This window comes from Paraburkholderia sp. BL27I4N3 (genome assembly GCF_003386115.1).
Taxonomy (GTDB): domain Bacteria; phylum Pseudomonadota; class Gammaproteobacteria; order Burkholderiales; family Burkholderiaceae; genus Paraburkholderia.
Genome location: NZ_QREJ01000001.1, coordinates 3,051,846 through 3,064,113, shown reverse-complemented (window position 1 = coordinate 3,064,113; position 12,268 = coordinate 3,051,846). Strand labels below are relative to the sequence as shown.

Sequence of the window (12,268 nt, the reverse complement as noted above, 5' to 3'; positions counted from 1 at the left end):
ACACGGAGGTGCGAGGATGGGCTTGAGTTACGAAGACTTCATAGTCGGCACGAGCATCGAGATCGGCAAGCACACGTTCACGCGCGAAGAGATCGTCGAGTTTGCACAGAAGTTCGATCCGCAACCGTTTCATCTGGATGAGGTCGCCGCCGCCGAGTCGCCATTTCGCGGCTTGGTCGCGAGTGGCTGGCATACCTGCTCGGTCATGATGGGCATGCTGGTGCGCAACGCGTTCGCGGGTTCCACGTCGATGGGCTCGCCCGGTATCGACGATATCCGCTGGTTGAAGCCGGTGCGTGTCGGTGACACGATCACCATGATGAACGCCGTGCTCGACAAACGCGTCTCGGAGAGCAAGCCGGATCGCGGCATCGTGTCGACGCAGTGGGAAGGCATCAATCAGCATGGCGAAACGGTGATCACGGTGCGCTCGAAGGGACTATTCGGCCTGCGTAATCCAGGCGCCGCGTCATGACGGGCAGCGCGGCGCCCGCCGCAACCTTCGGCAGCGCGGCGGCATTGCGCGCGTTGGTGGGCGGCGAGCCGCTCGTGAGCGAATGGCTGACGGTGGATCAGGCGAGCGTCGATCGTTTCGCCGAAGCGACCGGTGACCATCAATGGATTCACGTCGACCCCGAGCGGGCGCGGCGCGAGTCGCCGTTCGGCGGTCCCGTGGCGCACGGCTTCCTGACGCTATCGTTGATTCCGGCGCTGCTCGGCAAGACAGTGGCGCTCGAGCAGCGCATGGGCGTCAATTACGGATTGAATCGCGTGAGGTTTACCGCGCCGGTGCCTGTCGGCTCACAGTTGCGCGCTAAATTCGCGATCGAGTCCGTTACGGAAGTCGATAACAATGGCGTGCAAGTGGTGTGGAACGTGAAGCTGGAGCGGCAAGGCAGTGAACGGCCGGTGTGTGTCGCGGAGTTCATTACGCTGCATTATTTTTAGCGTTTCGGCGGCACATGCGAGTTAGAAAAAGCGCGAGCCGGCATGAATGCCGTTCGCGCTTTTTCACAGAGGCAAAACGCAGATTCAGACGTGGCTGCGCATTCAATGTTTCGCGTATTGCGTCGCACCGAACAGTATTTCCTTCGCCTTGTCGTCCATGAGCGGTTGACGCGCGGACGCCAGCACTTCGACCCCGCGCACGACCGCTGGACGTGCGGCGATCTCTTCATGCCAGCGCTTCACATTCGGAAACGCATCGAGTTCCAAGCCCTGGTTTTGCCACGAGCGAGTCCACGGGAACGAGGCGATATCCGCGATCGTATAGTCGTTGCCCGCGAGATACTTCGTCTTGCCGAGTTGCGTGTCCATTACGCCATAAAGGCGCTTCGTTTCGTTCGTGTAACGGTTGACCGCGTATTCAATCTGCTCCGGCGCGTAGTTGCGGAAGTGGTGCGTTTGACCGAGCATCGGACCGAGACCGCCCATCTGAAACATCAGCCACTGCAGCGTGGAATAACGCGCGGCCGGATCGGTCGGCAGAAACTTGCCGGTTTTCTCGGCGAGGTAAATCAGGATCGCGCCCGATTCGAACAAGGCGAACGGCTGACCGTCGGCGCCCTTGGGGCCCTCGGAATCGACGATTGCCGGGATCTTGTTGTTCGGGCTGATGGCGAGAAACTCGGGTTTGAACTGGTCGCCCGTGCCGATATTTACGCCGTGAACGTTGTACGCGAGACCCGTCTCTTCGAGCATGATGTGAATCTTGTGGCCGTTCGGGGTTGCCCAGCTATAAACGTCGATCATCGTAGTTCCTTTGTCTCGTGAAAGCGGCGCCTCGAAGGGCGCCGCTGTTGACGAAAATTAGAGCATAGATCGCGCGATGCTGCTGGCGGCGCTGCAAGTCAGTCGCGGCTTCGCGGCGCCGGGCTGAACTTCCGGGCTGGGCAGGGCTCGGCTCAGCTCAGCATCAAACCCGCGTGATCGGCGTCTCCACACGAGCCGCCGCGCCCGCATCCATATAACGCGCGAGTTCAAGCTTGGCGATCGCGTTGCGGTGCACCTCGTCGGGGCCGTCAGCGAAACGCAGCGTTCGTGCCGACGCGTAGGCATACGCGAGCGGAAAATCGTCGCTGACGCCGCCGCCGCCGTGCGCCTGAATCGCCCAGTCGATCACCTGACACGCCATGTTCGGCGCAACGACCTTGATCATCGCGATCTCGCCGCGCGCGCCTTTGTTGCCGACAGTGTCCATCATGTAGGCCGTTTTCAGCGTGAGGAGACGCGCCTGCTCGATCATGCAGCGCGCTTCGGCGATACGTTCCTGCGTGACGCCTTGCGCGGCGACCGGTTTGCCGAACGCGACACGGTGCAGCGAACGTTTCGACATGAGTTCGAGCGCGCGTTCAGCAAGACCGATCAGACGCATGCAGTGATGGATGCGTCCCGGCCCGAGTCGGCCTTGCGCGATCTCGAAGCCGCGGCCTTCGCCGAGCAGCATGTTGCCGACCGGCACGCGCACATTCTCGAGCGTGATTTCCATGTGCCCGTGCGGCGCGTCGTCGTAACCGAACACGGTGAGCGGACGATGCACGGTGATGCCGGTGGCGTCGGCGGGAATCAGTATCATCGACTGCTGCTGGTGACGCGGCGCTTCCGGATCGGTCTTGCCCATGACGATATAGATCTTGCAGCGCGGATCGCCCGCGCCGGACGACCACCACTTGTGGCCGTTGACCACGTAGTAATCGCCGTCGCGCACGATGCTGGTCTGGATATTGGTCGCATCCGACGATGCCACTTCAGGCTCCGTCATCAGAAACGCCGAACGGATCTGACCTTGTAGCAGCGGTTCGAGCCACGCGCGCTTGTTGTCGTCGCTGCCGTAGCGCTCGATCGTTTCCATATTGCCGGTGTCGGGCGCGTTGCAGTTGAATACTTCAGGCGCCCAGGGCACGCGGCCCATGATCTCGCACAGCGGCGCGTATTCGAGATTCGTCAAACCGGCGCCGCGCACGGAGTCGGGCAGGAATAGATTCCACAAGCCGGCGTCGCGCGCTTTGTGCTTGAGTTGTTCGATCAGTTCGGTTGGCAGCCACGCGTTACCGCTTTGGCGATTGCCTGCAATCTCTGCATAGAATGCCTGCTCGTTCGGATAGATGTGCTCGTCGAAGAATGCGAGCAGTTTTTCGCGCAACGCCTGAACCTTTGGGGTGTAATCGAAATTCATGTAAGACCTCGCGAATGACAGGTAACGGACGACGTTTTGTTCAGAGCGCAGCAGAACGCGCAACCAGACGCGCGATTCAGCACGCGGTGCCAGTCAGCGCACTTTCTGCGCGTAGCGCCAGGCGAGTTCGGCCATCGGCTTCGCGCGGCGGCCGGCATCGAGCGCCTGAGCGCTGGCTGCCGTACCGTCGACGACGCGTTTCATGATCCCTTGCAGGATCGCGGCGATGCGAAACATGTTGTACGCCAGATAGAAATTCCAGTCGCCGTGAATCTCGAAGCCGGTGCGTTGGCAATAGCGCTCGACATACTGTTGCTCGTCAGGAATGCCGAGGGTCGCCCAATCGAGGCCCGCAATGCCGCGAAATTGCGCCGGGTCGACGTGCCACGCCATGCAGTGATACGCGAAATCGGCGAGCGGATCGCCGAGCGTCGACAACTCCCAGTCGAGCACGGCGAGCACGCGTGGTTCCTCGGGATGAAAGATCAGATTGTCGAGCCGGTAGTCGCCATGCACGACCGATGCGCGCTCGCCCGTTTCGGCCGGCATATGCTGCGGCAGCCATTCGATCAGGCGCTGCATCGCATCGATCGGTTCGGTCTCGGATGCGATGTACTGCTTGCTCCACCGACCGATCTGGCGTGCGAAGTAATTGCCTGGCTTGCCGTAGTCGGCGAGACCCACGGCCGGGACGTCGACGCTGTGCAGCGCCGCGATCACGCGGTTCATTTCGTCGTAGATGGCGGCGCGTTCGGCGGGCGTCATGCCGGGCAACGATTGATCCCACAGCACGCGGCCCTCGACGAACTCCATGACATAAAACGCGCGGCCGATCACGCTTTCGTCCTCGCACAAGGCGAGCATCTTCGCGACCGGCACGTCGGTGTCGGCGAGTGCGTGCATCACGCGATATTCACGTTCGACGGCGTGCGCCGAAGGTAGTAATTTCGCCGCCGGCCCTGGTTTGGCGCGCATCACATACGAGCGTGACGGCGTGAGCAGCTTGAACGTCGGATTGGACTGACCTCCGGCGAATTGCTCCTGTGTGAGGGGGCCGGAAAATCCGTCGACATGTTGGGTCAGCCAGGCGGCGAGCGCGCCGGTGTCAAAGCGTTGCCGCTCGCTGACAGGGCGCGTGCCTTCGAAATCCGAATAATCCGGTTGGTGTTCTGGTTCGCCGGTCTGTGTGGCTTGCACCATCTGTCTCCTCCAGTTCGGGGTTCAGCTACGCTTGTATTGAATGAATTGTGCGTAGAGCATTTCCATCGTGGTGTTGCGGACGTCGCGATGCAGCGGCGACGGCGGTGAATAGTTGATCGTGCGCAGCACCCAGTCACGCGGCGCGGCGCCCACGTCGAGCGCGTTGATGCAGCCGGTGGCTTGCGCCAGATGGCCGAAAAACGTGCGGCCGCCGGCCGTAAGAGCATGCGACAGGATTGCCCGGTTCACGCCGCCATGCAGAACGAGCAGCACGGTGTCCCACGACCTGTCTTCGCGCAGCGCCGCGACCGCCGGCAAGACGCGATCGAACAGCGCGCCGATGGTCTCGCCGTTAAGAAACTGTGTGCTTTCCGGCACGATACCGTCGAACACGCCAAGAAACGCCGCTTCTATGTCTTGCAGCGGAATATTGCTGAGCTTGCCGCCGCGAATCTCTTCCCAGGCGGGTTCGATTTCGAGTTCGATCTGCTGGCCGGTCTCGGCCAACACGCGCCGCGCGGTTTCGATGGTGCGCGGCAAACCGCTGACGATCACCCGGTCGAAATGGACCTGCTGTTGCGCGAACACGCGGCCCGCCGCGCTGGCCTGCTCGCGGCCGTTAGCGTTCAGCGGCACGGTTTCGGGACCGATCGCGCGGCCGGAGTCGTCGAAGTACGTGACGTCGCCGTGACGCATCAAAAAGATGCGGCGGCGCTTGGGCAGTTGATAGTCGGGCATCGTTCCTTCGTTCACTTATAGACCGGCGCGCGTTTCTCGAGGAACGCGGAAATCCCTTCAAGCCCGTCACGGTGATGCAGCGAGGCGACAAAACTGTCGCGCTCCGCCACCAGATGATCGGCGAGCGGCTGCGTGCCGGCTGCGCCGATCAACCCCTTGATGCGCGCGACCGAGTTGGGCGAAATCTTGCCGAGCTCGTCGGCCCATGCGACCGCGGCGTCGCGCACGGTGCCGGTCTTGACCAGCTTGTTGACGACACCGAGTTCATGCAGGCGTGTCGCCCCGATCGGTTTGCCTTCGATCAACACTTCCGTGGCCAATTGACGCGGCAGGGCTTGAGCGAGAAACCACGACCCGCCGCCGTCGGGCGTCAGGCCGACGCGTGCATACGACATGACGAATTTGGCTTCGTCCGCGGCCACGATCAGGTCGCAGGCCAGCGCGAGCGAGAATCCCGCGCCGGCCGCGGCGCCATCGACTGCGGCGATCACAGGCTTCGACGAAAGACGCACCGCCGAGATCCATTCGCCGAGCAGATCGATGCTCTCCGCTTGCACGGACGGATCTTTCGCGCGGTTCTCCAGCAAGCGGTTCAGATTGCCGCCCGCGCAGAAGAAGTTGTCGGCGCCGGTGATCACGACGGCGCGAATCGACGGATCGCGTTCCACCGAGCCGAGCGCCTCGATGCCGGCGGCGTACATGTCCGGGTGTAGCGCGTTGCGTGCGCCCGGGTTCGAGAGCGTGAGGACTAGTGTCGATTCGCTTTCGGTGGGGCGCGAAGTCAGCAGTTCGGCGCTCATTGTTGTGTCTCCTGAGTCTTCGTTTCGATGTCGGCCGCGTCGCGCTGGGTCAACGACATGCCAAGTTGCGCTCGCCGCGCGAGCCATGGCGACGGACGATAGCGCGGATCGCCGAGCACACTGAACATGTTGCGCAGGATTGCCAGGATCGTTGTCGAGCCGAGCGCGTCGCCGAGGGCTAGCGGGCCGCGCGGGTAACCGAGGCCGAGCGTCACGGCGAGATCGATGTCTTCCGGCGTGGCGATCTGTTTTTGTGCGATGTCGCAGCCGATGTTGACAATGGTCGCCACCACGCGTTGCGCGACGAAGCCGGTCGAATCGCGGATCACGGTGACGGGCACGCCGTCGGCGGCAAAGAGCGCGTGCGCCGCGTCACGCGCGCTGCGCGCGGTGGCGGGCGTTGTCATCAGCGTGCGGCGTTGCGCGCCGACGAGCGGGAAGAGCGCATCGATCGCGACGACGCGGGTTGCGTCCAGCGCTTCATCGACCGCGGCCGTGGTCGCATCGTGACCGAACGGTGTGACGACGATCAGCGAATTCGCTGCGGGCATGGCGCCGTCGTCGAGCTTCACGCCGGCTTTCTCGATGAGTTGCACGACCGCGTCGCGGGCTTGCGGATAACGCTTGCTGACCCAGACGCTTGCCGGCAGTCCGGTCGGTATGGGCGCTTCGGCGGCCACTTGCTGCTTGCCGTCTTCGTAGCGATAAAAGCCTTCGCCGGTCTTGCGGCCGAGCAGTCCGCCGGCGAGCCGCGTGCCGGTAATCGGCGACGGCGTGAAGCGCGGCTCTTCATAGAACTGATGGTAGATCGACTCCATCACCGGATGCGAGACGTCCAGCGCCGTCAAATCGAGCAACTCGAATGGGCCGAGGCGAAAGCCGGCCTGCTCGCGCATGATGCGGTCGATGTCGGCGAAACTCGCCACACCTTCACCGGCCACGCGCAAGCCTTCGGTATTCATGCCGCGGCCCGCGTGATTCACGATGAAGCCGGGCATATCCTTCGCACGCACCGGCGTGTGACCCATGCGGCGCGCGAGATCCATCAGCGCATTGCCTGCCGCGGGGTCGCTGCGCAGACCGTCGATCACCTCGACGACCTTCATCAACGGCACGGGATTGAAGAAGTGATAGCCGACCACGCGCGACGGGTCACTGCAGCCGGCGGCAATTGCCGTAATGGACAGCGAAGACGTGTTGGACGCCAACACGCAGCGGCCGCTCACGACGGTCTCGAGTTCGCGGAATAGCGCCTGCTTCACGTCGAGTTTCTCGACGATCGCCTCGACGACCAGATCGCAGCCGGCCAGTTCGCCGATGCTCTGCGCGCCGCTCACGTTCGCGAGCGCCGCAAGCGAGCGGGCCTGATCGAGCTTGCCTTTAGCGGTCAATTTGGCGAAAGTCTCGGCGAGGTAGTCGCGCGCGGCGCCGATCGCAGCAGGGTTAGTGTCGTACAGACGCACACTGAGACCGGCCAGTGCGGCGATCTGGGCGATACCGCGGCCCATTGCTCCGGTTCCGACAATGCCGATAGTCTCGATGCTGAAATTGCGAGAGGTCATTGGAAACTCGACTCCATGGTTATTTTAGAATAGCACGATCGTGCAATTTACTGGATGATTGATCGAAGGCCGCTGTTGTGACGTCGATGAGCGGTCGCAGACAACTCAAGGGAAGGAGACACCCAATGATCAAGCTGTGCGGTTTCGCGCTGTCTAACTACTACAACAAAGTGAAGTTCGTGCTGCTCGAACACGACATTCCTTTTGAAGAAGTGTCCGTAAAGCCGAGCCAGGACGAGGCCATGCTTGAGCATTCGCCGCTCGGCAAAGTGCCTTATCTGCAGACTGAAGACGGTGATCTGAGTGAATCGCAATGCATTGTCGAGTATCTGGCCGCGCGCTTTCCCGACAAGGCGATTTTCTCCGCCGACCCATGGGAAGCGGCCAAGGAGCGCGAACTGATCATGTTCGTCGACGTGCATCTCGAACTGACGGTGCGCAATCTCTACAAGGAAGCATTCTTTGGCGGCACCGTGACCGAGGCGACCAAAGGGCGTGTCGAGAAACTGCTCAGGCATCACATTGCCGGCTTCAAACGGATCGCGAAGTTCGGGCCGTATCTGAGAGGCGAGCGTTTCAGCGTCGCGGATACGGCCGGTTATGTGAGTTTGCCGCTGGTGGGCATGGCGACGCAGACCATCTACGGCAGCGATTTTCTGCTCGACGCTGGGATCGACTGGAAGAGCTATATGAAAGCGATCAACGTGAGACCTGCCGCGCAGCGTGTGACCGAGGACCGCAAGGCGTATGTCGCGGCGTCGCGCCCGGTTTGACGGGCGCGGCCCGGAACCAGGCGAACCGGGGCGTGCCGCGCACGCCCGGGCCGCTACGCGCGATGGCGAGGAACGTTGGTTCGTTCTCAGCATCGCGCGCCACATGCTAGAGGCGCGCCAGCCGCTCGAGTGCGGTGGCCAGCGTGCTTTCCTGCTTGGCAAAGCAGAAGCGCACGACGCCCGATTCATGGGCCTCGTGATAGAAGGCCGAGACCGGAATGGCCGCTACGCCGATTTCGCCGGTCAGCCATTGCGCGAATTCGGCTTCGGGCAAGTCGCTGATCGCCGAATAGTCGACGCACTGAAAGTACGTGCCCGTGCACGGCAACAGTTTGAAGCGTGAGTTCGCGAGGCCGGCGCGGAAGAAGTCGCGCTTCTTCTGATAAAACGCGGGCAGGCCGAGATATGGCGCGGGGTCGTTCATGTAATCGGCGAGGCCGATCTGCATTGGCGTGTTGACCGTGAACACGTTGAACTGGTGCACCTTGCGGAACTCGGCGGTGAGCGCGGCGGGCGCGGCCACATAGCCAACCTTCCAGCCCGTTACGTGATACGTCTTGCCGAAGCTCGACACCACGAAACTGCGTTGCGCAAGTTCGGGATAGCGCGCCACGCTCTCGTGCGGCGCGCCGTCGTAGACCATGTGCTCATACACTTCGTCGGACAGGATCAGCACGTTGGTGCCGCGCACGATCTCTTCGAGCTTGCGCATGTCTTCCGCGCGCCACACCGTGCCGGTCGGATTGTGCGGCGTGTTGATCAGCAGGAGCCGTGTTTTCGGCGTGATCGCGGCGGCGAGCTTGTCGAACGGGATCGCGTAGTCGGGCGCGTCGAGCGTGACGAACACCGGCTTGCCGCCGGCCAGTTCGATGGATGGCAGGTAGCTGTCGTAGGTCGGCTCGACCACGATCACCTCGTCGCCCGGGTGGACCGTGCAGAGAATCGCGGTCAGCAACGCTTGCGTCGCGCCCGCTGTCACGGTGATCTCGGTGGTGGCGTTGTAGCGGCGGCCGTACAGCTTTTCGATCTTGTCCGAGATCGCCTGACGCAGCGGCGCGACGCCCGCCATGGGCGGATACTGGTTGTGGCCGTCGCGCATGGCGTTCGCGACCGCATCGACGATGCGCGGATCGCAGTTGAAATCGGGAAAGCCCTGGCCCAGATTGACCGCGCCTTTTTCGGCGGCGAGCGCGCTCATCACAGTGAAAATCGTCGTGCCGACGTCCGGCAGCCGAGACGGAAACGTGGGGCTCGAAGGCGTGTCGTGCGGTGCATTCATGGCGCTGTCCGGAGCGTGGGCAAAAGGGTTAGACAAAGGCGTCGGGTGAAACGGGCGAAGCCTGATTGTAGGGAATCGCGGCGCGCTGTGCGCACCATGGAACTCACGTTAGCCGTCTGGCCAGGGCCATGCGGCTGGCGGGTCATGCGGTTAAAGGCTCGCCGGCCGCGTTCAGCGACATGCCGATGGCGGCGACGAACGGCGCCGGTTGGGCGATCTGAAACCCGAAGTCGCGTGCAATCCGCTTGGCCAGCTTCAACACGGCGCGATCCTTCGAGACCAGCCAGTCGGCCTGCGCGGCGTGCGCAAGCTCGAGAAACTTCTGGTCGTCGCGGTCTTTGCATTTGGGCAAGGGCCTTGCATCTTCCGCTTGCGCTTCGGGTTCGACCAACTGCGCGAGCCGTGAAACGACCGCCAGCGCCACGGCCTTGTCCACATTCCGATGCACGAATTGCGGATAGTCGAGCACGTAGGTAAGTTCGGCGAGGCAGCGTGCGTCGATCAGCGCGATCAGCGCGCCGCTTTCGAGCGCGGCCGCGATCGGCCGCGTGTGCGGGTCGTCGAACACGAGAATGTCGATCCACACGTTGGAATCGAGGACGACGCGCAAAGCGTCGGGTGAGGCATGGGAACCGGGCATTCGTTACAATCTGGCTTTCGTCTTTGACCGCCAGGCACGGCGTGCCTGCAAGCCTCTATGATAATCGTTCTGTCGCCGGCGAAATCGCTCGACTACGAAACCCCGCCTCACGTCAAAAAGCACACGATCCCCGATTTTGTCGACGACGCGGCCGAATTGATTGGCGGATTGCGTCGTTTGTCGCCGCAGCAGATCGCCTCCCTGATGGACATTTCGGATCAACTCGCGCACCTCAATTTCCAGCGTTACGCGGAGTGGTCGCCCAAGTTCGGCACGCACAACGCCAAGCAGGCGGTACTGGCGTTCAACGGCGACGTGTACGAGGGCTTCAATGCGAAGACGCTGTCGTCGGCGGATCTGGACTATGCGCAGAATCACGTGCGCGTGCTGTCCGGCCTGTACGGTTTGCTGCGGCCGCTTGATCTGCTGCAGCCGTACCGGCTCGAGATGGGTACGCGTTTCGCCAACCCGCGCGGCAAGGATCTGTACGCGTTCTGGGGCGAGCGGATTACGCAGGCGTTGAATGCGCAACTGAAGAAGAATGCCGTGGCGTCGCGAGTGCTGGTGAACTGCGCATCGGGCGAATACTTCAAGTCGGTCAAGCCGAAGCTGCTTGAAGCGCCGATCATCACGCCCGTTTTCGAAGACTGGAAGGGCGGCCGCTACAAGATCATCAGCTTCCATGCAAAGCGCGCGCGCGGCCTGATGGCGCGCTATGCCGTGGAGAATCGCCTCGACCGGCCTGAGCAACTGAAGGACTTCGACGCCGACGGCTACGCGTTCGACGCCGAAGCCTCGAACGATTCCACTTACGTATTCCGCCGTCGCGTTGCTGAATAAGCGTCGCCGCGCGGACAAGCAGGGAAGAACATCATGACGTTATCGATTACAAGCAACTTCGACGCGGGTGCGATCGAAGTGCTCTCCTGCGAAGAAGCAGGCAACATCCGCTTGCGCGTGCGGCCGGACAGCCATGCCGAGTTCGCGCAATGGTTTTATTTCCGCTTGTCGGGCGCGGCGGGCCAACGCTGCGTGATGACTTTCGAGAATGCGGCAGCGTGTGCCTTTGCCGAAGGCTGGCGCGACTATCAGGCGGTGGCGAGCTATGACCGCGTGAACTGGTTTCGCGTGCCTAGCTCGTACGACGGCCGCGTGCTGACGATCGATCACACGCCGGATTTCGACCGTATTTACTACGCGTACTTCGAGCCGTACAGCGAAGAGCGCCACTCGGAGTTTCTCGGCGCGGTGCAGCAGATGCCGCAGGCCACGCTCACCGAGTTGGGCACGACCGTCGAAGGGCGGCCCATGTCGCTGCTTACGCTCGGTACGCCGCAAACCGGCGACACGCCCAAGAAGAAGATCTGGCTGATCGCGCGCCAGCATCCGGGCGAAACGATGGCCGAATGGTTTATCGAGGGTCTCGTGAAGCGGCTCGCGGGTTGGGGCGATTGGGCGGGCGACCCGGTCGCGCGCAAGCTCTATGATCACGCGGTCTTTTACATTGTGCCGAACATGAATCCGGACGGCAGCGTGCACGGCAATCTGCGCACGAATGCGGCCGGCGCGAATCTGAATCGCGAGTGGATGGCGCCGGATGCCGCGCGCAGCCCCGAGGTGCTGGTGGTGCGCGACGCGATTCACGCCACTGGTTGCGATCTGTTCTTCGATATCCATGGCGACGAGGCGCTGCCTTACGTTTTCGTGGCCGGCTCCGAAATGCTGCCGGGTTTCACGGAGCGGCAAGGGCAGGAGCAGAAGGCGTTCATCGAAGCGTTCAAGCAGGCGAGCCCTGATTTTCAGGACAAGTATGGCTATGCCGCGAGCAAGTATCGCGAGGACGCACTGAAGCTGGCGTCGAAGTATATCGGCAACGAATTCGGCTGCCTGTCGCTGACTTTGGAGATGCCGTTCAAGGACAACGCCAATCTGCCCGACGAACGAGTGGGCTGGAACGGCGAGCGCAGCGCCGCGCTCGGCGCTGCAATGCTGCAGGCGATCTTGCGGCACGTGGAAACATTTGCCTGAACGTCGCCGCACATAAAACGAGGCACACACTTCACAGTGTGTGCCTCGTTTTTCATTAGGGCGCGTGGTTCAC

General features: G+C 62.4%; 13 protein-coding genes. 5 read left to right on the top strand and 8 right to left on the bottom strand.

The genetic code is table 11. The annotated features are described in order from the left end of the window. Nucleotides 1-16: 16 nt before the first annotated feature. Both B0G71_RS13965 and B0G71_RS13960 read left to right on the top strand, forming a co-directional pair. Nucleotides 17-475, top strand: a complete 459-nt coding sequence (locus tag B0G71_RS13965) for a MaoC family dehydratase (protein ID WP_116142443.1) — start codon at nucleotides 17-19, stop codon at nucleotides 473-475. Next, nucleotides 472-948, top strand: coding sequence for a MaoC family dehydratase (locus tag B0G71_RS13960; RefSeq protein WP_116142442.1), 477 nt, complete (start codon nucleotides 472-474; stop codon nucleotides 946-948). Before B0G71_RS13965 ends, B0G71_RS13960 begins: the two co-directional genes overlap by 4 nt. A gap of 102 nt (nucleotides 949-1,050) precedes the next feature. Here the strand turns inward: B0G71_RS13960 and B0G71_RS13955 are convergent, their stop codons facing one another. From B0G71_RS13955 to B0G71_RS13930, 6 genes are all read right to left on the bottom strand, one after another. Then, nucleotides 1,051-1,752, bottom strand: a complete 702-nt coding sequence (locus B0G71_RS13955) for a glutathione binding-like protein (RefSeq protein WP_116142441.1) — start codon at nucleotides 1,750-1,752, stop codon at nucleotides 1,051-1,053. A 163-nt stretch (nucleotides 1,753-1,915) separates the two neighbouring features. Next, the gene (locus B0G71_RS13950) at nucleotides 1,916-3,175 is read right to left on the bottom strand and encodes an acyl-CoA dehydrogenase family protein (protein WP_116142440.1); all 1,260 of its coding nucleotides are present in this window, start codon (nucleotides 3,173-3,175) and stop codon (nucleotides 1,916-1,918) included. A gap of 93 nt (nucleotides 3,176-3,268) precedes the next feature. After that, entirely contained in the window at nucleotides 3,269-4,375 is a 1,107-nt protein-coding gene (locus tag B0G71_RS13945; protein WP_116142439.1) for a phosphotransferase, read from the bottom strand. A gap of 21 nt (nucleotides 4,376-4,396) precedes the next feature. Further along, complete coding sequence (locus tag B0G71_RS13940; RefSeq protein ID WP_116148593.1) at nucleotides 4,397-5,113, bottom strand: histidine phosphatase family protein; 717 nt, start codon at nucleotides 5,111-5,113, stop codon at nucleotides 4,397-4,399. Nucleotides 5,114-5,124: 11 nt separating this feature from the next. Beyond that, nucleotides 5,125-5,913, bottom strand: a complete 789-nt coding sequence (locus B0G71_RS13935) for an oxepin-CoA hydrolase, alternative type (RefSeq protein ID WP_116142438.1) — start codon at nucleotides 5,911-5,913, stop codon at nucleotides 5,125-5,127. Further along, nucleotides 5,910-7,475 carry a 3-hydroxyacyl-CoA dehydrogenase gene (locus B0G71_RS13930; RefSeq protein WP_116142437.1) on the bottom strand — a complete coding sequence of 522 codons (1,566 nt, stop codon included), beginning with the start codon at nucleotides 7,473-7,475 and terminating at the stop codon, nucleotides 5,910-5,912. The genes B0G71_RS13935 and B0G71_RS13930 overlap by 4 nt, the downstream gene beginning before the upstream one ends. 125 nt (nucleotides 7,476-7,600) lie before the next feature. Here B0G71_RS13930 and B0G71_RS13925 point away from each other — a divergent pair, with 125 nt between their 5' ends. Continuing rightward, complete coding sequence (locus B0G71_RS13925) at nucleotides 7,601-8,248, top strand: glutathione S-transferase family protein (RefSeq protein WP_116142436.1); 648 nt, start codon at nucleotides 7,601-7,603, stop codon at nucleotides 8,246-8,248. Nucleotides 8,249-8,354: 106 nt separating this feature from the next. On the opposite strand, the gene B0G71_RS13920 is transcribed toward B0G71_RS13925, so the two are convergent. Together B0G71_RS13920 and B0G71_RS13915 are read right to left on the bottom strand one after the other, a co-directional pair. Continuing rightward, nucleotides 8,355-9,527, bottom strand: coding sequence for a pyridoxal phosphate-dependent aminotransferase (locus tag B0G71_RS13920; RefSeq protein ID WP_106280409.1), 1,173 nt, complete (start codon nucleotides 9,525-9,527; stop codon nucleotides 8,355-8,357). Nucleotides 9,528-9,669: 142 nt separating this feature from the next. Further along, nucleotides 9,670-10,167 (bottom strand): putative toxin-antitoxin system toxin component, PIN family, encoded by a 498-nt coding sequence (locus tag B0G71_RS13915; protein ID WP_116142435.1) that lies wholly within the window; start codon nucleotides 10,165-10,167, stop codon nucleotides 9,670-9,672. Between the two features lie 57 nt (nucleotides 10,168-10,224). Between B0G71_RS13915 and yaaA the strand changes: the two genes are divergently transcribed. Further along, nucleotides 10,225-11,007 carry a peroxide stress protein YaaA gene (gene yaaA / locus B0G71_RS13910; protein ID WP_116142434.1) on the top strand — a complete coding sequence of 261 codons (783 nt, stop codon included), beginning with the start codon at nucleotides 10,225-10,227 and terminating at the stop codon, nucleotides 11,005-11,007. A 33-nt stretch (nucleotides 11,008-11,040) separates the two neighbouring features. Continuing rightward, nucleotides 11,041-12,195 carry a M14-type cytosolic carboxypeptidase gene (locus B0G71_RS13905; RefSeq protein ID WP_116142433.1) on the top strand — a complete coding sequence of 385 codons (1,155 nt, stop codon included), beginning with the start codon at nucleotides 11,041-11,043 and terminating at the stop codon, nucleotides 12,193-12,195. The last annotated feature ends 73 nt before the right edge of the window (nucleotides 12,196-12,268 follow it).